Source organism: Streptomyces pimonensis (assembly GCF_041380215.1).
In the GTDB taxonomy this organism is placed as follows: domain Bacteria; phylum Actinomycetota; class Actinomycetes; order Streptomycetales; family Streptomycetaceae; genus Streptomyces; species Streptomyces pimonensis.
The window spans coordinates 1-26591 of sequence record NZ_JAHWZY010000013.1 but is presented as its reverse complement, the minus strand read 5'-3'; the positions used below and the strand labels follow the sequence as shown (position 1 = coordinate 26591).

The 26591-nt window shown below is 69.6% G+C and carries 15 protein-coding genes; 8 read left to right on the top strand and 7 right to left on the bottom strand.

Annotated features, from left to right (window positions below; genetic code table 11):
- Positions 1–118: 118 nt before the first annotated feature.
- Both mfd and KYY02_RS15055 read left to right on the top strand, forming a co-directional pair.
- Positions 119–3652 (top strand): transcription-repair coupling factor, encoded by a 3534-nt coding sequence (mfd, locus tag KYY02_RS15060; RefSeq protein WP_371238447.1) that lies wholly within the window; start codon positions 119–121, stop codon positions 3650–3652.
- Between the two features lie 310 nt (positions 3653–3962).
- Positions 3963–4766, top strand: coding sequence for an HNH endonuclease family protein (locus KYY02_RS15055; RefSeq protein ID WP_371238446.1), 804 nt, complete (start codon positions 3963–3965; stop codon positions 4764–4766).
- Positions 4767–4838: 72 nt separating this feature from the next.
- Here the strand turns inward: KYY02_RS15055 and KYY02_RS15050 are convergent, their stop codons facing one another.
- Positions 4839–6824, bottom strand: coding sequence for a DUF8189 domain-containing protein (locus KYY02_RS15050; protein WP_371238445.1), 1986 nt, complete (start codon positions 6822–6824; stop codon positions 4839–4841).
- A gap of 564 nt (positions 6825–7388) precedes the next feature.
- On the opposite strand from KYY02_RS15050, the gene KYY02_RS15045 reads away from it, so the two are divergent.
- Positions 7389–17243 (top strand): LamG-like jellyroll fold domain-containing protein, encoded by a 9855-nt coding sequence (locus tag KYY02_RS15045; RefSeq protein WP_371238444.1) that lies wholly within the window; start codon positions 7389–7391, stop codon positions 17241–17243.
- Positions 17244–17885 (top strand): hypothetical protein, encoded by a 642-nt coding sequence (locus tag KYY02_RS15040; RefSeq protein WP_371238443.1) that lies wholly within the window; start codon positions 17244–17246, stop codon positions 17883–17885.
- Positions 17886–18022: 137 nt separating this feature from the next.
- On the opposite strand, the gene KYY02_RS15035 is transcribed toward KYY02_RS15040, so the two are convergent.
- The 5 genes from KYY02_RS15035 to KYY02_RS15015 form a co-directional block, all read right to left on the bottom strand.
- Positions 18023–19291: a tyrosine-type recombinase/integrase gene (locus KYY02_RS15035; RefSeq protein ID WP_371238442.1), complete on the bottom strand. Its 1269-nt coding sequence runs from the start codon at positions 19289–19291 to the stop codon at positions 18023–18025.
- A complete protein-coding gene (locus KYY02_RS15030; RefSeq protein ID WP_047465243.1) occupies positions 19288–19473 on the bottom strand; it encodes a helix-turn-helix domain-containing protein in 186 nt (61 codons plus the stop codon). Before KYY02_RS15030 ends, KYY02_RS15035 begins: the two co-directional genes overlap by 4 nt.
- On the bottom strand, positions 19466–20812 hold the full coding sequence (locus KYY02_RS15025) for a replication initiator (RefSeq protein ID WP_371238441.1): 1347 nt from the start codon (positions 20810–20812) through the stop codon (positions 19466–19468). Before KYY02_RS15025 ends, KYY02_RS15030 begins: the two co-directional genes overlap by 8 nt.
- A 138-nt stretch (positions 20813–20950) precedes the next feature.
- Complete coding sequence (locus tag KYY02_RS15020) at positions 20951–22279, bottom strand: FtsK/SpoIIIE domain-containing protein (RefSeq protein WP_371238440.1); 1329 nt, start codon at positions 22277–22279, stop codon at positions 20951–20953.
- Positions 22279–22605, bottom strand: coding sequence for an SCO3933 family regulatory protein (locus KYY02_RS15015; protein ID WP_202483932.1), 327 nt, complete (start codon positions 22603–22605; stop codon positions 22279–22281). The genes KYY02_RS15020 and KYY02_RS15015 overlap by 1 nt, the downstream gene beginning before the upstream one ends.
- Before the next feature lie 259 nt (positions 22606–22864).
- Between KYY02_RS15015 and KYY02_RS15010 the strand changes: the two genes are divergently transcribed.
- Positions 22865–23710 (top strand): GntR family transcriptional regulator, encoded by an 846-nt coding sequence (locus KYY02_RS15010; RefSeq protein WP_371238439.1) that lies wholly within the window; start codon positions 22865–22867, stop codon positions 23708–23710.
- 70 nt (positions 23711–23780) lie between these two features.
- Here KYY02_RS15010 and KYY02_RS15005 read toward each other — a convergent pair whose 3' ends face one another.
- Positions 23781–24503, bottom strand: a complete 723-nt coding sequence (locus KYY02_RS15005; RefSeq protein WP_371238438.1) for a GntR family transcriptional regulator — start codon at positions 24501–24503, stop codon at positions 23781–23783.
- 154 nt (positions 24504–24657) lie between these two features.
- Here KYY02_RS15005 and KYY02_RS15000 point away from each other — a divergent pair, with 154 nt between their 5' ends.
- From KYY02_RS15000 to KYY02_RS14990, 3 genes are all read left to right on the top strand, one after another.
- Positions 24658–24855: a hypothetical protein gene (locus tag KYY02_RS15000; RefSeq protein ID WP_362199496.1), complete on the top strand. Its 198-nt coding sequence runs from the start codon at positions 24658–24660 to the stop codon at positions 24853–24855.
- Positions 24852–25082, top strand: coding sequence for a DUF7848 domain-containing protein (locus tag KYY02_RS14995; RefSeq protein ID WP_371238437.1), 231 nt, complete (start codon positions 24852–24854; stop codon positions 25080–25082). The genes KYY02_RS15000 and KYY02_RS14995 overlap by 4 nt, the downstream gene beginning before the upstream one ends.
- Positions 25083–26205: 1123 nt before the next feature.
- A complete protein-coding gene (locus tag KYY02_RS14990) occupies positions 26206–26547 on the top strand; it encodes a hypothetical protein (RefSeq protein WP_371238436.1) in 342 nt (113 codons plus the stop codon).
- The last annotated feature ends 44 nt before the right edge of the window (positions 26548–26591 follow it).

Below are 26591 nucleotides of genomic sequence, written 5' to 3'. Positions count from 1 at the left end.
CGGACGTTGTCCACAGCCTCGGCACCGGGGGTGTCCGGCGACGTACGCTGGACACCCCCGGCCCGCCGCGCGCGTCGGGTCCGACGTGTTGCACACCCCCGGACGGAAAGCGCCCCGAATGAGCCTGCACGGTCTGCTCGACGCCGTCGTCAAGGACACCGCCCTCGCGGAAGCGATCGCCGCGGCCGCCGACGGCAACCGCATGCACGTCGACCTGGTCGGCCCGCCCGCGGCCCGTCCCTTCGTGGTCGCCGCCCTGGCCCGTGACACCGGCCGCCCCGTGCTGGCGGTGACGGCGACGGGACGCGAGGCGGAGGACCTGGCGGCGGCCCTGCGCTCCCTGCTCCCGCCCGAGGGAGTCGTGGAGTACCCGTCCTGGGAGACGCTGCCGCACGAGCGGCTCAGCCCTCGCAGCGACACCGTCGGCCGCCGCCTCGCCGTACTGCGCCGCCTGGCCCACCCCTGCCCGGACGACCCCGGGACCGGCCCGGTCTCCGTCGTCGTCGCGCCCGTGCGTTCGGTGCTCCAGCCGCAGGTCAAGGGCCTGGGCGACCTGGAGCCGGTGTCCCTGCGCAGCGGCTCCCGCGCCGACCTGGACAAGACCGTCGAAGCCCTCGCCGCCGCCGCGTACGCGCGGGTGGAGCTGGTTGAGAAGCGCGGCGAGTTCGCCGTACGCGGCGGCATCCTCGATGTGTTCCCGCCCACCGAGGAGCACCCCCTGCGCGTGGAGTTCTGGGGCGACGACGTCGAGGAGATCCGCTACTTCAAGGTCGCCGACCAGCGCTCCCTGGAGGTCGCCGAGCACGGCCTGTGGGCCCCGCCGTGCCGCGAGCTGCTGCTCACCGAGGACGTGCGGGAACGTGCGCGGGTCCTCGCCGAGGAGCACCCGGAGCTGGGCGAACTGCTCGGCAGGATCGCCGAGGGGATCGCGGTGGAGGGCATGGAGTCCCTGGCCCCCGTCCTCGTCGACGACATGGAGCTGCTGCTGGACGTGCTGCCCGAGGGCGCCATGGCCGTCGTCTGCGACCCGGAGCGGGTGCGGACCCGGGCCGCGGACCTGGTGGCCACGAGCCAGGAGTTCCTGCAGGCGTCCTGGGCGGCCACCGCCGGCGGCGGGGAAGCGCCCATCGACGTCGGCGCGGCCTCCCTGTGGTCCATCGCGGACGTCCGCGACCGGGCCCGCGAACTGGACATGATGTGGTGGTCGGTGTCGCCGTTCGCCGCCGACGAGGAGCTGGACGCGGACACCCTCAAGCTCGGCATGCACGCCCCGGAGACCTACCGCGGCGACACCGCGCGGGCGCTCGCCGACACCAAGGGCTGGCTCGCCGACGGCTGGCGCACGGTGTTCGTCACCGAGGGCCACGGCCCGGCCGCCCGCACGGTCGAGGTGCTGGGCGGCGAGGGCATCGCGGCCCGTCTGGACGCGGACCTGGGCGAGATCACCCCGTCCGTCGTGCACGTCGCCTGCGGCTGCATCGACCACGGCTTCGTCGACCCGGCGCTCGGGCTCGCCGTGCTCACCGAGACCGACCTGACCGGCCAGAAGGCCTCCGGCCGTGAGGGCGCCCGGATGCCGGCCCGGCGCCGCAAGACCATCGACCCGCTCACCCTGGAGCCGGGCGACCACATCGTCCACGAGCAGCACGGCGTGGGCCGCTACATCGAGATGGTGCAGCGCACCGTGCAGGGCGCCACCCGTGAGTACCTGGTCGTGGAGTACGCCCCCGCCAAGCGCGGCCAGCCCGGCGACCGGCTCTACATCCCCACCGACCAGCTGGAGCAGATCACCAAGTACGTCGGCGGCGAGGCCCCCACCCTGCACCGCCTGGGCGGCGCCGACTGGACCAAGACCAAGGCGCGCGCCAAGAAGGCCGTCAAGGAGATCGCCGCCGACCTGATCAAGCTGTACAGCGCCCGCATGGCCGCCCCCGGCCACGCCTTCGGCGCCGACACGCCCTGGCAGCGCGAGCTGGAGGACGCCTTCCCCTACGCGGAGACCCCCGACCAGCTCACCACCATCGCCGAGGTCAAGGAGGACATGGAGAAGTCGGTCCCCATGGACCGCCTGGTCTGCGGCGACGTCGGCTACGGCAAGACCGAGATCGCGGTGCGGGCCGCCTTCAAGGCCGTACAGGACGGCAAGCAGGTCGCCGTGCTCGTCCCGACCACGCTGCTGGTGCAGCAGCACTTCGGGACGTTCAGCGAGCGGTACGCGCAGTTCCCGGTGGTGGTGAAGGCGCTGTCCCGCTTCCAGACCGACACCGAGGCCAAGGCGGTCCTGGAGGGCCTCAGGGACGGCTCGGTGGACATCGTCATCGGCACCCACCGGCTGTTCTCCTCGGAGACCAGGTTCAAGGACCTGGGCCTGGTCATCGTCGACGAGGAGCAGCGGTTCGGCGTCGAGCACAAGGAGCAGCTGAAGAAGCTGCGCGCCAACGTCGACGTGCTGACCATGTCCGCCACGCCGATCCCGCGCACCCTGGAGATGGCGGTCACCGGCATCCGCGAGATGTCGACGATCACCACCCCGCCGGAGGAGCGGCACCCGGTGCTCACGTTCGTCGGGCCGTACGAGCAGAGGCAGATCGGTGCCGCGATCCGCCGCGAACTGCTGCGCGAGGGCCAGGTCTTCTACATCCACAACCGGGTGGAGTCCATCGACCGCGCGGCGGCCCGGCTGCGGGAGATCGTGCCCGAGGCACGCATCGCCACCGCCCACGGCCAGATGTCGGAGTCGGCGCTGGAGAAGGTCGTCGTCGACTTCTGGGAGAAGAAGTTCGACGTGCTGGTGTCGACGACGATCGTCGAGTCCGGCATCGACATCTCCAACGCCAACACCCTGATCGTCGAGCGCGGCGACAACTTCGGCCTCAGCCAGCTGCACCAGTTGCGCGGCCGGGTGGGGCGAGGCAGGGAGCGCGGGTACGCGTACTTCCTGTACCCGCCGGAGAAGCCGCTGACGGAGACCGCGCACGAGCGTCTCGCCACCATCGCCCAGCACACCGAGATGGGCGCGGGCATGTACGTGGCGATGAAGGACCTGGAGATCCGTGGCGCCGGAAACCTCCTCGGCGGCGAGCAGTCCGGTCACATCGCGGGCGTCGGCTTCGACCTGTACGTGCGGATGGTGGGCGAGGCGGTCGCGGACTACCGGCGCCAGCTGGAGACCGGTGAGGCCGAGGAGGAGCCGCCGCTCGAGGTGAAGATCGAGTTGCCCGTCGACGCGCACCTCCCGCACGACTACGCGCCCGGCGAGCGGCTGCGCCTCCAGGCGTACCGGGCGATCGCCTCCGCGAACTCGGAGGAGGACGTCAAGGCCGTGCGCGAGGAACTCGTCGACCGTTACGGCAAGTTGCCGGAGCCGGTGGAGAACCTGCTGCTGGTGGCGGGCCTGCGGATGCTGGCCCGCGCGTGCGGGGTCGGCGAGATCGTGCTCCAGGGCAACAACATCCGCTTCGCGCCCGTGGAGTTGCGCGAGTCCCAGGAACTGCGCCTGAAGCGCCTGTACCCCGGCACGGTCATCAGGGCGACCGCGCACCAGGTGCTGGTCCCGCGCCCGAAGACCGCGAAGGTGGGCGGCAAGCCGCTGGTCGGGCGGGAACTGCTGGGCTGGGTCGGGGAGTTCCTGACGTCGGTCCTGGGATCCTGACCCGCGCAGGGGAAGCCGTCCACGGCGCGAGGTCGCCGTGGACGGCCCGGCGGGTGCGCGGGGTCCCACGGCCGGCCGGGACGGTCGCCGGTCCGTGCCGAGCCGGCGTCCGAGGACCTGCTCGGCCCTGTCGCGCGCCGACTTGCCGCTCATGGACCTGCCGAGGGCGCCCTGCGGGGACTCCTGACGGGGTGACTCGGACCGACGGTGCGCGCTGCGCGGCGAACGCCCGCGTAGTACCGGATCGGTCCGGGCCTCTCACTCGATACGGTGAGGTCCGGAACGGTCCGCCCCCGCCGGGGCAGGAGACATGAGAAGGCCGAAGGAGGGTGCGGTGACGCGCAACAAGGGGTGGAGCGCACGGGTTTGGCGCACCGGACCCGTGGTGATCGCCGCGGCGGCCCTCCTCGCCGGCTGCGAGGGCGTCCAGGACGCGGGATCCCCGGCCGGCGACGAAAGCGGGGGCGCCGCCTCCGGCGGACGTGCCGCCAGCCCGCTGGACAACCCCGACGGCACCGGACCGGGCCTCGCTCCCGTGACCGGCGAGTCGGACCGGGCCGAGGCCGTCGACCTCATCACGAAGGTGACGACCAAGGGCCGCGGACCGAAGACGGGCTACGACCGGGACGAGTTCGGCTACGCCTGGATGGACACGGCCGACGGAGTGCCACTCGCGAGGAACGGCTGCGACACCCGCAACGACCTGCTGCAGCGCGACGGCCGGGAGGTGCGCTTCCGGTCCGGGTCCGACTGTGTGGTGGTCGCCATGACGCTGGACGACCCGTACACCGGCACGACCATCGAGTGGCGCAAGCAGGAGGCCGCCGAGGTGCAGGTCGACCACGTGGTGCCGCTGTCCTACAGCTGGCAGATGGGCTCCTCGCGCTGGCCGGAGGACAAGCGGCGGCAACTGGCCAACGACCCCCTCAACCTCATGCCGGTCGACGGCTCCGCCAACTCCGCCAAGGGGGATTCCGGACCCGCGTCCTGGCTCCCGCCCAGCAAGGCGGTCCGCTGCTCGTACTCGGTGCGGTTCGCCCAGGTGGTGCTGAAGTACGACCTTCCGGTCACCGCGCCGGACCGGAGCGCCATGCTGGAACAGTGCGGGGCCTGAGGACGCGCTCCGAGCGCCGGGCCGGGGCCGGCACGCTGGTGGTGCCGGCCCCGGTCGTGCTGTCGGGCGTGGTCACTGGGCGGGGGGTGCGGGGAGCTCGTGCTTCTCGAAGACGGGGGCGGGCTCGGCCTTGGCCTCGTCGCTGTCGCTGCGGAAGGCGGTGAGGGCGCTGGAGGCCGCGTAGAGGCGGGTCTGGTTGGTGCTGGTGCGGTAGGTGAAGGCCCAGGTGGGGCCGGAGGCGTTGGTGTAGGTGAAGGCGGTGGGGTCGGTGGCCGCCGCTTCGTAGGTCTCCTGCTTCCAGGTGCGCCAGGTGCCGGAGCCCTGGGTCCGTTCGCCGGTGTTGTAGAGGAAGCCGTCGTCGGCGCGGGCCATGATCTCGGTGATGCCGGTGAGGGGGCTGATGACGACGGAGGGGGAACCGGCGAAGGTCCTGTCGCCGACCTGGGACCAGGTGTCGGGGAAGGCGGCACCCTCGGCGGTCTGGGTGAGGCCGACGATGTGCCCGGCGGTGTCGCGGGCGAAGACGCCGAGGCGGTAGCCGGGGTAGACGACGACGGAAGGGGTGCCGGTGATGGCCCGGTCGCCGAGGGCGGTCCAGGTGCCGACGCTGCCGTTGCTGAAGGTGGCGGTCCGCAGGGTGCCGCCCGCGTCGGTGCCGAAGAGCTGGATGCCGTTGCGTACGGTCACGGCGGTGAGCGGGCCGGCGAAGCCCTCGCCGGCCAGCGGCATCCACCCCATGAAGTCGACGTTGGCCCGCTGCTGGACGCGGTACCAGGGCTTGCCGTCGGCGTCCACCGCGAACTGCGCGAGCACCCCGGCGGACGTCTTGGCGGTGACCGGGGGTTCGGCCATCGCACCGGCCAGGTTGACCCAGCCGCCCCAGTCGGGGCTGCTCGCGGCGTGGCGGCGCCACCAGATCTCGCTGTTGACGTTCTGCGCGGTCAGCGCGGTCCTGCCGTCCGGCTGCTCGGCGAGCTGCGGCTGCCCGGAGAAGGCGTCGTTGCCCGAGACGGTCGTCCACTGCACGGAGTTGAAGTCCGTCGGGTCGGTCTGCCGGCCGTGGACCAGACGTCCGATGTTGTCGGTGTAGGCGTACTCGACCTCACCGCTGGACATCTGGAGCACACTGTTCGGCGTGAAGGACTCGGTGCTGATCGCCGGAGTGGCCGGGGTGTGGTTCGCGGTCAGGCGGCAGGCGTCCGGCGCGCCGGTCACGCTGGTGTAGCCGGACCACCACGTGCCGCTGCCGAGGAGCACGTTGTAGGGGTCGAAGTTGCCCGCGTCCTCGCGGAAGCGGTACTGGCGGACCTCCCCGTTGGGCTTGACGCGGAGGATGGTGTCGCCGCCGAAGGACGTGAGGTCCTCGGTGTCGCGCCAGTCCGCCCAGCTGACCGTGCGGTGCTGCTCGATCCACCGCTGGCTGGTGAAGTCGTAGCGGGAGCGGGTCAGATCGCCGGTGGCCGAGTCGACTCCGTAGACCACGCCCAGCTCGGTGGCGACGATGAAGCCGTAACGGCCCCAGCCGGAGGCGATCTTCTTGTTGCTGTCCGCGGTCCAGGTGTCGGTGGAACTGATGTAGCGGGCGTAGCGCAGGTCGCCGCCGCCGTCGACGAACCAGAGGTTGCCGCCCCGGTCCGCGCTGATCTTGTTGCGGTTGGCGTCCAGGCGGTAGTCGGCGTAGGAGTCGCTGATCTTGCGGTGGTGGACGTCCCAGGTGGAGGTCGAGGAGTCGCGGTGGCTGAAGTACAGGCCGTCCGACTTGATGCCGTAGAAGGTCGCTCCGTTGGCGGTCAGCACGCGCGGGTACTGGTCCCAGCCGGTGTCGATGGTGCTGGCCGCGGGGAGCGTGCCCGTCGCGCCGGCCGGATCGGCGACATCGCGCCGCAGCAGGGCTCCCGCGGTGGTGACCGAGTAGAGGGCACCGGTCGATGTGCAGGTGATCTCGTCCGCGGCCTGGGCTGTGCCCGAGGTGGTGGTCATGGCTATGGGCAGCGCGGCGACCGCGGTGGTGATCGCGATTACCCGACGGCTGAGCCGTCCACGGGAGAGGGGTCTCATCAGCATCCTTCCGGACTTCGTGTGATCTGGCGGCCCCGGGTCACGGGACGGCGGGGGGAACGGGACCGGCGCAGGTACGGCGACGGTCCCGCGAGCAGGACATCGGTGGGGTCGGGGCTGCTTTTCCGGCGGTGCGGGGAGGCGGTGCTCCCCGGGGACGGCGCGGGCTCGGCCGCGTCGCCGCCGGTGGTCGTCGTGCGTGTGACGTGGTCCGCGGTGCATGCGCGCGCTGTCGACACGGAGACGGTGGGGAGGGCGGCAGTCGCCGCCGGCGACGCGACCGCACGAGGGCCGAGCCGTCTGCCGGATGTGGATCTCATGGACGTCCTTCCAGCTCAGCGCAGTTATTCCGAGCGGGAGAGCAGCGGCTCGACGTGATCGCGCACCCCGGCAGGGGGACGTTAGGCAGATCCCGGTTAACGCGGCAGTAGCGGAGAGGTGAACAATTATTCCGTGTACATGACAACCGGGTGGACAGTCGGTGATCGTCTGGACAGGGTCCCTACCCAACTCGCAGGATCCATAAGTCGATTCATGACCCACATGTGGTGCTGAGGGGGAACTGTGCCTGACTACCGGAAAGTCGCCCGAAGACTGCTGTCCCGTCGGCTGCGTCGCAGCCGCTGGGGCATGGCCCTCGGCATCCTCCTGGCGTCGGTGATCGCGACCAGTTCCCTGGCGCTGTCCGGTGCCGGCATCCCGCTGTTCCCCGAGGACCCCCAGGGCCGCTCGGCCCCCGATCAGCGGTGGGCGTCCGCCGACGGCAAGGACCACCTGGTCGGCGAGGAGGACACCAACACCAAGCCACCGCAGACCCTCCGGTCGAAGTACCCGACGACGGTGAGGAAGGGCAGCCTCGCCGCGGCCGGGAGGAAGGCCCGCAACAAGGCCGAGGTCGTCGACTCGCCGGCCGCGGAGGTCACCGGCTTCGACCCCGAGCGCAGCGAGGAACTGCCCGCCGAGCGCGACGGTTTCAGCCGCACCTACGCCAACGAGGACGGCACCCGGACCACCGAGATGTCCCCGACGTCGGTCAACTACCGGGACGAGGAAGGGGACTGGCAGCCCATCGACACGGGACTGCGGGCGGACGGCGACGGCTGGCGCAACACCGCCGACTCGGTCGGCGTACGCATCGACCAGCGGGCCGACTCCGCGCGCCTGGCCACCGTCGAACTCCCCGGAGGCCGCGGCCTGTCGTACGGCCTGAGCGGCGCGGCCGGCGTCCAGGGCCGCGCCGACGGCAACACCGTCACCTACGAGGGCGTCCTCGCGGACACCGACCTGACGCTGGAGTCCCAGGCCGGCGGCGTCAAGGAGACCCTCGTCCTGCACTCCGCCGACGCCCCGACGACCTTCGACTTCCCCCTCGCCCTGGACGGACTGACGGCACGGATCGCGGACGGCGCCGTCGAGCTGACCGACGCCAGGGGCCGCGTCGCCGGTGTCATCCCCGCCGGATTCATGGAGGACTCGGGGCGCGGCGGTGAGCAGGGCGCCCCCGCCCGCTCCGAGGACGTCACCTACGACCTCGTCGAGCAGGAAGGCGGTGGTCAGGCCCTGCGGATCACCGTCGACGCGGACTGGCTGCGGGCCCCGGAGCGGGTCTTCCCGGTGAAGGTCGACCCCTCCGTGGACACCTCGTCCGCCGAGACCAGCGTCTACGTCAGGAGCGGCGGCTCCGTCGTCGGCACCAGTGAACTCCAGGTCGGCAAGGGCGCCGACGGCGCGACCGCCACCTACCTCGGATTCCCCTCGCTCGACGAGGAACTGCGCCACCACAAGATCTTCGGCGCCCAGCTCCAGCTCACCAACTACGACTCCGCCTCCTGCAGGGCCCGCCCGGTGTCGGTCCACCCGGTCACCGGGGCGTGGTCCGCCGGTACCGGTCTCAGCTATCCCGGCCCCGCGGTCGGCGGCAGTCTCGCGTCGAAGTCCTTCGCCTACGGCTACATCGCGACCGGCAAGTCCAAGTCCGCCTGCCCCGCAGCCTCGGAGCTGTTCGACCTCGGCAAGTCCGGCCGCGACCTCGTCCAGCGCTGGGTCGACGGCACCCAGGCCAACTACGGCCTGTCGGTGCGGGCCTCGGCCACCGACTCCCTCGGCTGGAAGAAGTTCGCCGGGCACGGCACGGCCAACCCGCCCAAGCTGTACGTCACCCACTCGCCCTACAACGCGAGCTACTCCTTCGCCCAGCCCGTCCCCGACCCGCCCGTCCTGCAGAACCAGAACGGCCAGGTCAAGGTCACCGTCACCAACAAGGGCGGGCAGACCTGGACGCCCGGCGCGTACTACCTGGCCTACCGGGCGTACGACAAGGACGGCAAGCTGGTCACCCAGCAGCGCGCCGCCAACCTGACCACGAACGTCGCGCACGGCGCCAGGACCACCTTCACCGCCACCATCAAGGCGCTGCCGCCGGGTTCCTACCTGCTGGACTTCACCATGGTCAGGTCCGGCGGCCCGGTCTTCACCGACGAGCAGGTCCCCCCGGGCCGGCTCTCCCTCCAGGTCTTCGACATCGCACCCGTGGTGCAGGAGCAGTACCCGCCCAACGGCTACCAGGCGCAGACGCTCAGCCCGCAGCTGTGGGCCAGCGCCGTGGACATCGACGCGCCCGCCGGACAGACCCTCCAGTACAAGTTCGAGGTCTGTGAGCAGGGCGACGACGAGCCCGTCGACTGCGTCACCTCGGCCTACCAGTCGAGCCCCGCCTACACCGTCCCGGCCGGCCGGCTGTCCTGGAACAAGACCTACCTGTGGCGCGGCTTCGCCAAGGACGCGAGCAACGAGGTGACCACGGCGCGGATCGCCATGCTCACCTCGGTCCCGCAGCCGGAGATCACCTCCCGGCTGAGCGAGGGGCAGGAGCTGGAGTTCGACCCGCAGGTCGGCAACTACGCGACCTCGGCGATCGACGCCTCACTGGCCGGCGTCGGCCCGGACATGACCCTGGTGCGGACCTACAACAGCCTCGACCCGCGCCGTGATCTCGCCTTCGGCACCGGCTGGACCACCCGCTACGACATCCGGCTCACCCCCGACAACGACGGCACCGGCAACGTCGTCATCCGCTACCCGGACGGTCGTGACGTCCGCTTCGGCAAGAACCCCGACGGCTCCTACGCACCGCCGCCCGGCCGGTTCGCCAAGCTGACCCGGAACGCCACCGCCGGCACCTGGACCCTCCAGGACAAGTCGGGCACGACGTACTCCTTCAGCAACACCGGCCTGCTCGTCAGGATCACCGACGCCACCTCCAACGTCGTCAACTACACCTACTCGGGCGGCAAGCTCGCCAAGGCCGAGAACCCGCGCAGCAAGCGCTCCCTGACCTTCACCTGGACCGGCGCCCACGTCACCCGGGTCGCCACCAACGCGGTCGACGGCGCCCCGCTGGCCTGGACGTACTCCTACACCGGTGACGTCCTGGACCAGGTCTGCGACCCCACGGGCGGCTGCACGGCCTACACCTACACCGCAGGCAGCCACTACGCGGCGGGCGTCCGTGACTCGCGTCCCGAGTCGTACTGGCGGCTCGGCGAGGAGACGGGCACCACCTCGGCGGAGAGCGCCATCGAGGTCAACCTCGGCAAGGACCGCGGCACCTACACCGACGTCACCCTCGGTGCCGCGGGCGCGGCCACCGGCGACCCCTCCACCGCCGCCACCTTCAACGGCACCACCTCCCGGGTCACCCTGCCCGGCGGCACCCTGAAGGCGAGCCGGGACGCGGCCGTCGAGGTGTGGTTCAAGACCATCGCCGGCGGCGTCGGCGGCCCGCTGATCGGATACCAGGACAAGGCGTGGGGCACCGCCCCCGGCACCGGCGTGCCCACCCTGTACGTCGGCACCGACGGCAAGTTGCGCGGCCAGTTCTGGGACGGCACCGCCCACCCCATGACCGCCACCACCACCAACGTCAACGACGGCAAGTGGCACCACGCCGTGCTCTCCGTCTCCGGCGCCACCCAGACCCTCTACCTGGACGGCAAGCAGGCCGCCACCCTGGCCGGCGGCCAGATCCAGGCGCAGAACCTCACCCACAACCAGATCGGCGCGGCCCGGCCCAGCTCCCCGGCGAGCTGGCCCGGCTGGGGCGCAGCCCAGGGCCGTTCCTTCGCGGGCTCGATCGACGAGGTCGCCGTCTACCACCACCCGCTGGGCTCCCACGCCGTGTCCGCCCACTACGCCCTGGGCACCAGGGCCGCCGACCTGCTCACCAGGACCACGCTGCCCAGCGGCCGGATCGCCGCCGAGGTGTCCTACGACACCGCCCGCGACCGGGTCAGCGAGTACACCGACGCCAACGGCGGCACCTGGGCGGTGGGCGCCCCCGCCGTCTTCGGCGACGAGGACGACCTGCGCCGCACCGTCGAGGTGCACGACCCGGTCGGCCAGCCGTACTTCTACGAGTACGACGGCCTGACCTCGCAGCTGCTGCGCTACGGCGAACCGCTGGGCCTGGGCGTGCGCGAGTACGACGGGACCCCTGAGCCGTCCCCGTCCACCTCCCCGCCGACGGAGGTCTGCTCGGAGCCCGACCCCGGCGACCCGATGTTCTGCACCACCCCGCCGGGCAACGACGACGGCAGCCCCGACTTCATCCGGCACCCCGTCGACGGTGTCGCGATCCGCAGCTACACCTACGACGACCGCGGTTACCAGACCGGCGTCACCAGCGAGACCGGCGACACCGTCACCCTCGGCTACGACGACCGGGGCAACGTCAACCGCCAGACCACCTGCCGGGCCAAGGACGACTGCCACACCTCGTACACCACCTACCCGGCGGGCCTGGACGAGCTGGACCTGCGGATCGACCTGCCCACCGAGACCCGCGACGCCCGCTCCACCAGCGCCACCGACAACCGCTACCTGACGACGTACAAGTACGACGCCAACGGCAGTCTGCTCACCCAGAGGAACCCCGACGGCGGCTCGGTCGTCAACACCTACACCACCGGTGTGGAACCGGCCCGCGACGGCGGCAACACTCCCACCGGGCTGCTGAAGACGAGCACCGACCCGCGCGGCGCCGTCACCCGCTACGCCTACTTCAACAGCGGCGACATCGCCGAGGTCACCGAACCGTCCGGCCTCGTCACCCGCTACACCTACGACGCCATCGGCCGGCGGACCAGCGAGACCGAGATCTCCGACAGCCAGCCGGACGGGGTCACCACCACCTACCGGTACGACAAGCTGTCCCGTCTGGTGTCCTCCACAGACCCGCAGGTCGGCGACGCCGTCACCGGTGCCCAGCACCAGCAGCGCACCACCACGACGTACGACCCCGACGGCGTGGTGACGGCCACCGAGATCGACGACGTCGTCGGCGCCGACCTGCCGCGCTCGATGACGTACGAACTCGACGACCACGGCCGCCCGGTGCGTGTCACCGACGCCGAGGGCAACGAGACCTCCTACGGCTACGACCCGTTCGGCAACCAGACCTTCATGGTCGACGGCAACGGCAACCGCTTCGAGTACGCCTACACCGCGCGCAACATGATCGCCGAGGTGCGCCTGGTCGACTGGGACGGCGACCCCGAGGACGCCGACGGGTCCGGCGAGGACCTGGTCATGCAGTCCTACGCCTACGACATGGCCGGCCGCCTCGCCCAGCACACCGACGCCATGGGCCGCACCCTGGAGTACCGGTACTACGGCGACGACCTGGTCAAGTCCATCACCCTGAAGGGCTTCCGCAACGCCGACGGCACCACCCGCGACATCGTCCTGGAGGCCAACGAGTACGACGGCGCCGGCAACCTCACCAAGGAGACCACCGACAACGGGCAGACCGTCACCAGGACGACCTACGACGCGGTGGGTCGCGTCGCCTCCACCGTGACGGACCCCGACGGCCTGGCCCGCTCCACCACCTACACCTACGACCGGGCCGGCAACGTCACCACGACGAAGAACAGCGGCAACCCCTCCCACGTGCCGTGGCCGGTGAGCGCCACCCCCGAGCAGGTCGACTACGTCTACGACCTCGCGGGCAACGCCACCAAGGAGATCACCCACAACGGCTCCGAGACGCTGACCACGACGTACGCCTACGACCAGCGCGGGCTGACGAAGAGCGTGACCGATCCCGCCGGGAACGTCACCTCCTACGGCTACGACGCGCTGGGCCGCCAGATCTCCACGCTGGCCCCCGAGGTCGACACCGAGCAGGACGGCGGCGCCGTCCGGCGCACCCGCCCGCTGACCATCGTCGGCCTGGACACCTACGGTGCCGCCACCTCCGTCCAGGACCCGCTGGGCAACGTCACCCGCACCGAGTACAACCGGCTGGGCCGGCGGATCAGCACCACGGGCGCCGCGTACACCGCGCCCGGCGCCGGCACGCCCGTCACCCCGACCACCCAGTACCGCTACGACGCGCTGGGCAACGTGGTCGAGGCGACCGACCCGCTCGACCAGGTCACCCGCTACAGCTACGACCGGCTGAACCGGGTCACCGTCCGCGACGAACCCACCGGTACCGGCGACGACCGTGCCCAGTGGAAGTACACCTACACCCGCACCGGCGAGGTCCTCTCCGTCACCGGCCCGACCGGCGCCCGCGCCGAGACGACCTACGACGACCTGGACCGCCCGGTCACCCGGACGCAGATCGACCGCGAACCGTACGAGAACGCGTTCACCACCCGCTACACCTACGACGACGCGGGCAACGTCACCGAGCAGACCGACCCCAGCGGCGCGAAGACGTCGTTCACCTACGACAGCCTCGGTCAGGTGATCCGGCTGACCGAGCCCAGCGGCACGGTCACCGAGTTCGGCTACGACCTGGCCGGCCGCGAGGTCCGCCGCTCCGACGGCCTCGGCCGCACCTCCTCGCTCCTCTACGACCAGGCCGGCCGCCTCGTCTCCGAGTCCGACCGCGCCCCGGACAACAACTCCCTGCGGACCATCGGCTACGACTACGACGACGCGGGCAACCTCACCGCGTCCACCGACCCCCTCGGCCACACCACCCGGTACGCCTACGACGCGCTGGGCCGCCTGGTCAAGCAGACCGAGCCGGTGACCGACACCGAGTCCATCACCACGTCCTTCGGCTACGACGCGGCGGGCCACCGCACCCGCTACACCGACGGCCGCGGCAACTCCACCCACTACACCTTCAACACCCTCGGACTCGCCGAGTCGGTGATCGAACCGGCCACCGAGGCCGACCCGGCCGCCGCCGACCGCACCTGGACCACGGCCTACGACGCGGCGGGCCAGGCGGTACGGGCGACCGCCCCCGGCGGCGTCACCCAGACCCGCGTCTACGACAACACCGGCCGGCTGGTCAAGGAGACCGGTACCGGCGCCGAGGCCGCCACCTCCGAACGCAGCTACGGCTACGACGCGGCGGGCCGCCTGACCTCCGCCGGCACCCCCGACGGCGACAACACCTACACCTACAACGACCGCGGCCTGCTGCTGTCGGCCGAGGGCCCGTCCGGCGAGGCGAGCTACGCGTACGACGACGACGGCCTGCTGACCAGTCGCACCGACGCCACCGGCACGTCGCTGTTCACCTACACCAGGCAGCAGCTGTCCACCGCCAAGGACTCCCTGACCGGCACCAGCCAGAGCTACGCCTACGACACCTCCGGCATGCTCCGCCAGGTCTCCTACGGCGCCGGACAGAGCCGCACCTACGGTTACGACGACCTGGGCCGCATCGACACCGACACCCTGACCAACAGCGCTGGCCGGGCCGTCACCTCGATCGACTACGGCTACGACGACAACGACCACCTGACCTCGAAGAAGGTCACCGGAAGCAACGCGGCCGACAACACCTACGGCTACGACCAGGCCGGCCGCCTCACCTCCTGGACCGCCGGCGGCGACACCACCGAGTACGCGTGGGACGCCTCCGGCAACCGCACCCGGGAGGGTGACAAGACCGCCGTCTACGACGAGCGCAACCGCGTCCAGTCCGACGGCGACTACACCTACACGTACACCGCGCGCGGCACCCTGGCCTCCCGCACCAGCTCCGGGCTGACCGAGGACTTCGCCTTCGACGCCTTCGACCGGCTGCTCCAGGCCGGGGACGTCTCCTACGACTACGACTCCCTGGACCGCGTCGACTCCCGCAACGGCACCGACTTCTCCTACGCGGGCCTCAGCCCCGACCCGGTCAGCGACGGCACCTCCTCCTACGGCCGCGGCCCGATGGACGAGCTGATGTCGGTCTCCGAGAACGGCACCGCGCAGCTCGTGCTGACCGACTCGCACGGCGACGTGGTGGGCGACTTCGACGCGACGGACTCGGACCTGACGGAGCTGGCCGGCACGACCACGTACAGCCCGTTCGGCGAGGAACTGGAGGACGAAGGCACCGGCTCCGGAGTGTCCGGCGACCTCGGCTACCAGGGCGACTACACCGACCCCGACACCGACCAGGTGAACATGGGGGCCCGCTGGTACAACTCCGGCACGGGCACCTTCAACTCCCGCGACTCGGTGAACTACGCGGGCGGCGCCTCCATCCTCGCCAACCGCTACACCTACGGCGCCGGCGCACCGCTGGACTACGTCGACCCCGACGGCCACTGGCCGAGCTGCGGCTGGTGCAAGAAGGTCGCCTCCGGGGTGAAGTCCGGGGTGAAGAAGGTCGGCAGCGGCATCAAGGGCGGCGCTAAATGGGTCGGCAACGGGGTGAAGAGCGGCGCTAAATGGGTCGGCAACGGGGTGAAGAGCGGCTACAACCTGGTCAAGGGCGGTCTCAAGAAGACGGCCAGTTCAGTCTGGGGAATCGTTACCACCGGTTGGCGCTTCGCGAAGTCAACGCTCAAGGCGGCCGGAAGTGGGTTGAGCGAGGCTGCCGGCTGGATCTACCGCAAGGCCAAGTCGGCCATCCGCTCGGTCGCGCAGAAGGTGTCCTCGGCGGTCAGCTGGGTGGCGAGCAAGGCGATATCGGCGGCGAAATCGGCGGCGGCGTGGGCCCGCGAGAAAGCGGCGGAGGCCAAGCGCGTCGCGGTGGTCCGTGCGAAGGCCATCACCAGGAAGGCCAAGGCAGCCGTCTCCTACGCGATCCAGCACAGCCCGCTGCCGGAGATAGCGGCGGCGGTGAAACCGCTGATATCGGTGACGAAGGACATCGTGTCCGCGGCGGCGAACCTGCCCGCGGCGGTGGTGGACACCGCCCGCAACGTCATCGCGGACGCGGCGCAGGCAGCGACCGACCTGCGGGATGCGGCGGTCGCGGCGACCGGTGAGGTCGTGGAGACGGTCTCCAGCGCGGTCCAGGCCGCGACGGAGTTCGCCCGCGCGGCGGCCCCCTACATCAGGGACGGCCTGAAGGCGGGCCTGGAGTTCGCGAAGGAGGCCTCCGGCTTCAACGACTTCAAGAACTGCCTCACCAAGGGCGACATGGAGGCCTGTGCCTGGGCGGCGGCCACGGTGGCCGGTGCCCTCGCGGGCGGCGCGGGAGCCGGCGTGGTCCGCGCGGCCAAGGCAAGCCGCATGGCGACCACGGCGGCGAAGTACGGGGACGACATCGCGGAGGCCGCGGACAAGCTGGACACCGCGGTGGAGTACACGTCCTGCGTCGCGGACGGGGCCGACATGCTGGCCTCGGCCAACAGCTTCACCGAGGGCACGCTGGTCCTGATGGCGGACGGCAGCCGCAAACCCATCGAGGACGTGGACGTCGGCGACGAGGTGAAGGCCACCGACCCGACGACAAACGAGACCTCGTCCGAGAAGGTCACCGCCACGATCACCGGCAAGGGCGAGAAGCACCTCGTCGACCTGACGATCGACACGGACGGCGCCGCCGGCGACGCGACAGCCGTCCTGACCGCCACGGAGGGCCACCCCTTCTGGGTCCCCGACCTGAAGGAGTGGCTGGACGCCGGCGACCTGAAGCCGGGCCAGTGGCTGAGCACGGGCTCGGGCACGAAGGTCGAACTGACGGCGGTACGGGCGTGGACCCAGACCACGGCAGTCCACAACCTGACGGTGGACCGGGCGCACACGTACTATGTGCTGGCGGGGGCAACTCCGGTCCTGGTGCACAACTGCAACAACCTGACTGCTGATGACGCTCGATTCCCTGCTGCGCACGTTCTCGACGAGCATGTGAATGTAAGTGATCAGCGGCTCATTCAGATGGCGCAAACCTCGGGAGTGAAGTCTCGCTTTACTGATCTTCAGACTGCCCAGCAAGTCGTCGACTACGGTATCGCGTCAAATCAGAAGCGCATCGGTAACTGGCTTCGAGGTGGTGGCGTAGGACCGCTTGAAATCAAGGGGAGATTCGGCGCCAATAACCCAATTGGGGTGAGGGCTGATGCGAGCGGAAGTATTACCCCCACAAGTAACGCGTACACAATAATCCTTCAGCGTGCGGCTGGGCACCCGGGGGGATATTACGTGTCGACCGCATACCCGAGATAGGTGTTCTCTGTGGGGATCAGATTTACCGAGGATGACTTCGGCATCACGCATCTAGCCTCTATGTTCCATCAAGACTGGAGGCTATCGGGGAGCGCGCGCGATGTGGTCATGAGCTACGTCGCCCAAACGTCAGATCCGTTCGCGCTAGCGCTCGCCGAGGATGCACTCAGGCTGGCAGCCAGTGGTGAAGCTGGCACTGTTGCCACCCTCTGGGAATGTGCAACTGGCTCCTATCATCGCCTCAACGGCGATTCGGTCAGTGGATTGGACTGGTTCCGGGAAGTTGCAGATATCTGCGAAAGGGGCCTCGCTCAAGCCGACGTACACGCAAACCTCGAAGTCGGTGAAAGCGCGTACGGTGCCTTCACGGGCAGGGTTGTCGCGGAAATCGACGGGCTTGAGCCTGCTCTGGATGAGGCGATCACGAACAATCCAATGGCAAGTATCCCGGGCGCCGTATCGGCGCTGAGGGTGTGCGCCTCGGATATCTGCCCAGAACTCGCCTTTAGGGTCCTCCTGAGATTCCTCATGGAGTATTCTTGTGAGATCGACAATGATTTGTATGCGAGATTCGTAGAGCTGGGTCACGAATTTTCCTACGGAGAATTCGTGGTCTCGCGAATTTCGTTCCTGATGCGCTAGCCCACTCCGGGTGACGGCCCTTGGCTCTGGATAACAGAGAGTCTTTGGGTAGGAAGCATGCGGCAAGCCCAGAGGCCGCCATCGGCTAATCCCGATGGCGGCCTCTGGGCGTCTTGACGGCAACGGTGACGGCAACGTCAGCGGACGACGGCTGCGGCGGGTGGGTCTTCGGGGCCGTCGTCCGCTGAGCCGAGGGTGTTGCCGAGGGTGTCGATGGCTTGGCGTTGGAGGCGGAGTCGGACGTGGGCGTAGACGCCAGCGGTGACGCCGATGTGGGCGTGGCCGAGGAGTTCCTTGATCACGACCAGCTCAACCCCCTGCTCCAGGAGCAAGGTGGCGGTCGAGTGCCTGAGGTCGTGGAAGCGGATGCGGCGAAGGTCGGCCCGGTCGAGGAAGCTGCGGAAGCGGCGGGTGAGGTTGGCCGGGTCGAGAGGCCGGCCGGTAGGGGTGGTGAAGACGAGGCCGCTGTCCTGCCAAGCTGACCCTGCTGTCCCGCGCTCCTTGTCCTGCTGCTGTTTGTGCTCCTTGAGGGAGTGGAGGCATTCGGTCGGGAGCGCGATACGGCGCTCAGACGCCCGGGTCTTGGTGGGCAGATGCGTGAGGCCGCCGGTGCGGGTGCGCTGGAGCGAGCGGCGGATGCTGGCCGTTCCGGTTGTGAGGTCGAGGTCTTCCCATCGGAGGCCCAGGAGTTCGCCCTTGCGGAGTCCGGTGCGCAGCGCGAGTTCGTACAGCGCGTGGAGCCGGTCCGTGCGGGCGGCGTCGAGGAACTGACGAGCCTCCGTCGCAGTCAGGGGCCGGAAGCGCCTGGGCCGGGGCGTGGCGGCTTTGACGTTCCGGGCGACGTTGCGCGGCAGCTCGTCCTCGCGGACGGCGTGTTCCAGAGCCGACTTGAGCACCGAGTGCACGTAGGTCACGGTCAAGGGGGACAACCGTTTCTGGCAGCACTCGCCGATCGCGCAGCACCTCTTCCGTTCGGTGTCCAGGCCCTGGGTGCAGCACTGGCAGGTGGTGCGGAGCCGGTCGAGGAAGGTGCGCACGTCCTTGGCCGTGAGGCGTGCGACCTTCTTGGTGCCGAGGCCGGGGATGATGTGGAGGCGGACGCAGGCGGCGTAGCGGGTGTGGGTGTTCTCCCGAAGCCGGTGGACGGCGACGCTGTCGAGCCAGTAGGTGAGGTAGTCGCCGACGGTGCTGTCGGCGGTGGCGACGGGCAGTCCGCGGTTGCTGTCTGCGATCTTCTCGGCGAGTTTGTCGGCGGCTTCTCTCCGGGTGGTGCCGTAGACGCGGACGCGTTTGCGGGTGCCGTTGGCGGCGAGGACGTAGCCAGCGGCTTCCCAGCGGCCGTCCTTGCGCTGGTAGATGGTGCCTTCGCCGTTGGCGCGGGCCTTCTTGCGCTTGGGGGCGGTCATCGGGCGGCTTCTTCCAGGTGGCGCTGGACGTAGTCGTCCAAGGCGTGGGTGGGGATGCGGCGGGCGCGGCCGATGGTCAGCGAGGCGAGGCGGCGGGTGCGCAGGAGGTCGTAGAGGGCGGAGCGGCCGATCTTGAGTCGGGCCATCGCCTCGGGGACGGTGAGGAGTTCGTCGTCACGCACCGGCTGTCACTCCCTGTTCGCGTGTCGGGCCGCCGTGTATGAGTGCGGCGAGGCGTTCGAGGTCGGGGGTGAGGCCGGTGCCGTCATAGGCCCAGTGGGCGATGACGAGGGTGGTCGGGGAGGGCAGAGGGGTGTGGCGGCTGTGCCAGGCGGCTCGGGCGGCCCGGAGGGCGCCGAGGGTGGTGGAGTAGGCGCGGGTCTTGGTGGAGAAGTGGCCGCGGAAGCCGAGCATGTGGGCCCACTTGCGCAGGTTCAGGTGCTTGAGGTCGTCTCGGCTGCCGAGGGCCCAGGCGGTGCGGATCATCCGGGCGGCGTGCTCAGGTACGGACTCGAACCAGAGGTCGGTGATCCTCTTCAGCCGGTGGTCGAGGGTGCCGGTCGCGGCTTCGGTGCCCTTGGTGGCGTACTTGGCGACGTATCCGGCGACCTTGCCCTCGGTGATCGTGGTCCCGGCCTGGAAGGCCGTGGACCGGATGATCCTGGTGTCGATCTGCTTGCCGAAGGCGAAGGAGCGGGAGCGGCCGTTGATCTCCGGTCCGTCGATGTGGGCATGGGTGGCCGCGAGCCGGATGGCGTCGGTGAGGAGTTCGGGCGTGGCCCATGCGGGTGGTGGGGTGTAGGGGCCTGCGGGGCCGTCGAGGCGGATCACGGCGTGGAAGTGGATCAGCCCGCGCTGCTGGTACTCGGCGACCTTGGCGTACGAGACGCGGACGACCTTGGAGAGCAGTCGTTGTGGGACACCGGCTGCGGCGGCGATGGTGCGGCGCAGGTGGAGCATGAAGCGGGCCCACAGGGCCGGGGCGTGGGCGTTCCACAGCACGGCGCCGGTGTAGTCGTACCGCTCGGGGTCGAGCGGGGTGCCGAGGAGCGGGTCGCCCTTGGCGTGGGTGCGTCCGCAGCGGCAGCGGGCGGAGCCGCCCACGCGTCGCCCGTGGACCGGGCCGTACGAGGGCGCGGTGAGGGTGGCGAAGACGCGGGGGTGGGTGGCGACCTGTTCGGGGATGTTCTTGCCGCCGCGCAGGCCGGCGGCGATGAGGTGGTAGGTGTCCTGGCGATAAAGCTCGGCGCAGGAGGGGCAGCGGGTGGTGCGGCGGTTGCCACAGCGGACCAGGAGGTGCCCGGCGGGCAGTTCCTTGGATTTCAGTTCGCGCAGGATCTCGCCGGTGAAGGCGTCGATCTCTGTGCGCTGGCCTTCGAGCCGAATCGGCTGGGCGCAGCCACCCAGGGATGACAGTTGCCGTAGCACGCCGAGCAGGTCGCGGTACCCGGTGAACGTGGGCAGCGCGGGTGCGGCCGGTTCAGGTCGAGGGATTGTGGTGGTCGGGTCGTGCGGTGGCATGCTGGCGGGACCTCTCTGCACTGCGGCACACGCGTGTGCCGTGAACGGGTATGGGAGGGAGGCCCCGGCAGGGGCGAGGGTTTGGCGACTACACGCCCTTGCCGGGGATCACTGCGAAGCGGGACCAGGAGGCGGCGGTCACGCGGCCTTGTCCAGGTCGACGCGGTCGGGCAGCTCGCGGACTTTCAGCCCTTCGGCGCACATCAGGTCGTTGATCTGCCAGCAGGCTTCGGTGGGCAGGTAGACCGAGCGCAGCCGGACGGGGGTGTGCATGTCGCCGACGGAGGCGATGGACACGCCCTGGGGCATGGTGCGGTCGGCGGCGGTGATGTCCAGGTCCCGGCCGTCGGGGAAGAGGTGCAGGAAGTCCTCGACGGTGTCGACGCGGTGGCAGATGCGGGCGGACAGGTTGGTGCGTACGGCGGTGGTGAGCACGTCGGCCGAGGGCTTCTGGGTGAGCAGCCACAGCCGGATACCGAACTTGGCGCCCTGGCTGGCGATGGCCAGCAGCTCGGCCTCGAAGCGTTCGCGGGCCTTGCGGTCCGGGTGCCGCGTGTAGTTCGCCACCTCGTCGATCACCACCAGCAGCAACGGCAGCTCGGGGCTGAAGTCGGTGATGCGGTCGGTGCGACCGGACCAGAACAGCCGCTCACGACGCTGCATTTCCTCGCGCACCCACCGCAGGATCTCGGTCGGCTCATCGGGGTGGATGGCGTCGGACACCTTGTACGCGGTACGCCACCAGGGCGCGACCGCGCCGAGGTTGGGGTCGATCACGATCAGACGCACGTCTCCCATCAGGGATGCGTAGGCGAGCAGGGTGTTGACGGTGATCGATTTGCCGGAGCGGGTGAGGCCGGCGACCAGGGCGTGGGCGGAGTAGGCGAGGTTGAGCACGATCGGGGTGCCGTCCTCGTCCCAGCCGAGTAGCACGTCATCGGTGGAGACGAACTGCCCCGGTCGGCACACCGGGGAGCCGTCCGGGCCGAGCAGTGGTGAGCGGATCACCGCCTCCAACGGCTCCCGCCGGAAGCCGCGCGCGACGATCACTCCGGGCTTGGGCTGGCTGATCCGGATGCGCCGCATTCCCCAGGCGTCGCACAGGCCCTCGCTGGCCTCCTGCCAGGCGCTCAGCCCGACCTGCGGCAGGGCATCGGCGCTGACGGTGACGCCGAAGGCGTCGGCGCGGGTGTGCAGGCGTGGCACCAGCACGCGCGGCTTGGTCGGTTGGTCCTGCGGGCCGTACTGCTGGAGCACGGTCGGGGTGGCGTCCTTGACCGCCAGGCCCAGCATCGGGGCGAGCCGCTTCCAGCCCCACCGCAGCCGCCGCGCCTGCCGCAGACTGACCCGGGTCTCGGCATCGGCCCGGTACCAGCGGGCGAAGCAGAACCCGGCCCGGCCCAGCAGTCCGAAAGCGCCGAGGCCGACCACGGCCATGAGCGCGAGCCCAAGGGGATTCCCAGTCATCAGGCGCCCGCCTTGGCAGTGACGGCGTCGGCGCGCAGGGAGATGCCGTGCCGGTCCTTGCCGTTGATCTCGTTCTCCCAGGCCGAGGCGACAAGCCCGGTGAAGACGACCGGCAGGCCGACCTTGAGGCCCTTGCCGAGACCGGGCTCCGGGACCTTCACGGTGATCACTTCGGCGCGGCCGTTGAAGGCGAACATCACGTCCACCAGGTGCAGGTGGGCGCCGGTGGGCCGGTCGATCGCGGGCTGCTGGCCTTCGCGGTCCTTGAAGTGCGGGCGGGACTCGGAGGCCAGGATCACCAGGGCCTGGGACTGGTCAATGGGCATGGTCTTCACGGCAAACCTCCAGGTAGAGGGGTGCAAGTCACCCGTGTGGGTGATCGCGTGCCGCAACCATACCTTCATTCCATCCGAATTCCATCCCTATTGAGTTCCATCCATTCTTGCGGTGGTCCATCCATCAGGCGGCTACCCTGACCCCGTGAGGCCGCTGAGCTGGTGAAACACGACAGTCAGCGGGCGGTCTGCGACGGGTGGAATCGGACTGGGACCAGGGATGGACATGGCTGCTGCTGACGAAGCGCGCTTGACGTTCGAACGCATTGCGGACGACCTGCGGCAGCAGATCCGGGACGGCGAGCTACGGCCCGGTCAGCTCCTGCCGACGCAGAGCCAGCTCATGCAGACCTACAAGGCGTCGAGCCTGACCGTGCAGAAGGCGATCCGGCTGCTCAGGAATGAGGGCTGGGTCATCGCGCGCCAGGGGCGCGGCACGTTCGTCACGCGCTCGGCCGACTTCGAGGACGCCTTCGAGAAGGTCGCCGGCGATCTCCAGCAGCAGATCTACTCCGGCGCTCTGGCCCCCGGTGCCAGGCTGCCCGCCCGCGAGGTCCTGGCGGAGCATTACGCGGTGCCGCTCAACGTGGTCACCAACGCTATCGCCCTGTTGGCGGGCAACTTCCTCCTGCGCTTCCCCGGCGAGCTGCCCGGCGATGAGGTTTACGTACGTGACTGGGACGACCACGGCTTCGCCACTCAGCTCATCCACGGCCGCCTGGTCCGCAAGATCAGGGACGGATCACTGGCCAGGGGAGCCAGGGTCACCGTGGACGACGTGGTCGAAATGATCGGCGGCGACCCGGAATCCGCAGACCAGGCCCTGACCTTTCTCGCCCTGGAGGGCAGGATGAAGAAGGCCCACCAGCGGAACGGGTCGATGGCGTATGCCGTCGTGGGGGGCGAGTTCGGCACAGAAGCGCCGGTCACGGTGCAGCCGGCAGACCAGTCGGGCGAACCGTCGACTGCTCCGCAGAACGAGTTCCCGGCGGCGTCCGGAGTAGCGGATCTGACCTACAAGCTGGAACGAGCCCTGGAGCGGATCGAGGAGCTGGAGGAACGCGTCGAACGTCTCGAAGGCCGCGACGCGGACTGAGGCGGACACGTGAACGACAGCGTCCCCGAAGGCCGCAGGCTGGCTTTCGGGGACGCTTCGCTTCGATCGGTCAGGGCTGGTACTCGTAGCCGATGGTGAACCGGGGCGGCAGGCACCACTCCCCGTACTCGATGATCCCCTCCGCGTCCGACCAGCGGTGGGCGCCGGCCAGGATCGGGGAGCCGACCGGCAGACCCAGGGCGCTGGCTTCGCGGGCGTCGGCGGGGCGGGCGTGCATGTCGTCGCGGGCGTGGGTGATCGTGCGCCCGGTGGCTTCCAGAACCCGGGCGGACAGTCCGTGATTGCGGCCCGGGGCGGTGTTCAGCAGGTCCGGCACGAGGGCGGCGAACGGGGCCGGGTACCAGGTCACGGCGAACACGGTCCGGGTCTTGCCCCGTCCGGCCAGCCACTCGCGTCGGACCACCTGATCCTCGGCCTCCAGATCGAAGATCTCTGCCACGTACAACGGCGGCGTAATCAGTTCGGCAGCCGTCACCCGGCTCGTCTCGCCCTCCGCCAGGAACGACTTCACCCGCTGGACCCGGGCCAGCCTGTCCCGCGCCGACAGCGTCCAGCGCGGGTCATCAGCGACGTAGGTACCCCGGGGAGTAGTGCGGATGAAGTTCTCCACCTGGAGAGCCTGCAAGGCCCGCGAGACGGTGGCGGCTGCGGCCTGCCACTGCCCGGCGATCTCCCGGTTAGTCGGCAGCTTGGCGCCGGGCTCAAGCTCTCCCGACAGGATGCGCTCCCGGAAGTGATCCGCGATCTTCGTGAACGTCTTGGGACTGGGCATAAGGTGTGCCCTCCGTTGAGTTGACGTGATGTCAGTGGGAGCACACTAGTGCACTACGAACCGTAGCGGGAGCGCTTCGGCCACTCGAATACTGAACTAGAGCACCGGCCTGTCAAGAGGTCGGCCATGTGATGTTCGAGAGGTGGCGATGTGTATGACGGAGCCGACCAGGTACTCGACCCCGCCGGTCGAACTGCCCTTGCGTCTGGAACTGGAGCCGACGCCCGTCGAAGGCTGCGCTGGCTGTGCCGAACTGGCCAACGTGCGCGACCGGGCCCGCGTGGTCGGCGACATGACCACTGTCAGCGACTGCAACGTTTACATGCGACGTCACCCGGAGGGGCACCAGTGAGCACCCGCGCGGTATACCGGCACATCGTTCACACCATCCGCCACGCGCCCGAAGGCGGCATCACCTACGAGGCGTTCTGCGTCACCGGCGGCTGCGGAGCCGAATCCGGACCCCATGCCGAGCAGGAAGCCGCACAGGACTGGGCGCTCCGCCACACCGGACGCACCGGCCACGACCTGTTCAGACGCGTCTTCACCGACCACGCCAAGGTCACCCGAGCCGAATAGAACCACCACCGCCAGCCGGAACAGGACCCACACCCCACAGGCCATCGCGCCAGGCCAGCAGCCCTGCCGGACGCTCAACCGACAGCCAGGGCATACCGCCAAAGCGGGATGCGTCCAAACTTTCTCTACGTCTTCAAGGCGACCCGCTGACGCGGGTCGCGCGCGGCACGGCCGCCCATCCGGCCCGCTCTCGGCTCCGCCACCGCGGGCCGGCCAGCGACCAGGCCGCGCAAAAACAGCACAGCGTTGTGCCGGAAGCGAGGAGAAGGCGGACGCGCCCGCACGGCGAACGCCAGGCCGACGGCAAAGCGACGGCGGGGAGTTGGCCGGGGCGGAGGCCCGGAGGTGGGGCCGGTCGGCTCCGTGGGCTTTACCCACCTCCCCGGGCCGGGGCCCGCGTCGGGCAAGGCCAGGGGGCCACTCGTTCAAATTCCGGGCAGGATCACGACCTGCCCGAGTTGCCGGGCCAGCGTACGGCCCCCTGACCATGCCCGACCCCAGCCCGGGCAGGACACCGGCCAAAGCCCACTCCACCGCCCTCACACGCGTAGCCGTCTGACGGCAACGCCGACGGCAACACAGGCGCACAACACGGCACTTCCACGCACACCCACGGACCGGCCGGAACTCGCTGACCAGCGAAAATGCAGGTGACGACCGCCCGGCACGCACACGTACTATGTGCTGGCGGGGGCCACGCCGGTCCTCGTTCACAACTGCAACACATCGCTGGCGGAGTACGCAGACAGTCTGCGCCCGGGGTTCAACAAGGCAGACGGTCCGTTCTTTGCGGCGAAATACACCTCTCCGTCAGGGCGAACCTATTTCGGTCATTCAGGTCATGATCTGATTCCAACTCCTGGCGGGGAAGTGGACTCCCTTGTTCGGCGGTTCACGCCGGAAGATGGCCGTTACCATGCGGGATGCGCAGAGACGATGTGTCTCATTCAGGCTGAGGCCGCCGAGGGTGCCGCTGGGCTCAGAGGCGGGACGTTCGAAGTGGTGAAGGTGAGAGGATTGAACTCTCCGCCGGGTGGCGCCCACGGAACCCCCGCCAGCCCATGTTCACTGGTCTGTCAACCTAGGCTGGATCACCAGGGAATCAGCTACTGAGGGAAATGATGTGAGTAGGCAGCACCTCCGAGTGAATCGCTTCGGTTTCGCCGAATACGAAGACATGATAGAGATTTCCAGAAATGTGGATATCTCCGAACTGAAGGGTGCCCTCAAATCAATCGTGGAGTTCGCCCTCTCAGAGGATTCCGATCTTCTCGATTCGCTATCGGACGGCGCTCAGTCGGACTTCATGGTTCCTTTGGGAATGTCTGCGAGAATGCTGTCAAGCGGAGATTACTCGGAGATGGAGTTGCTCTCTGCCGCCTGCACCGTGAGGTACTGTGCCGAGCCGCACTTGTCAGAGTTCCCTGACGAGCTCGCGCAGATGCTCTCTCGGCTGCCTCGGTAGCGACAGCAAATCAAAAGCGTCATTAGGTATGCCTTGGCGTACCT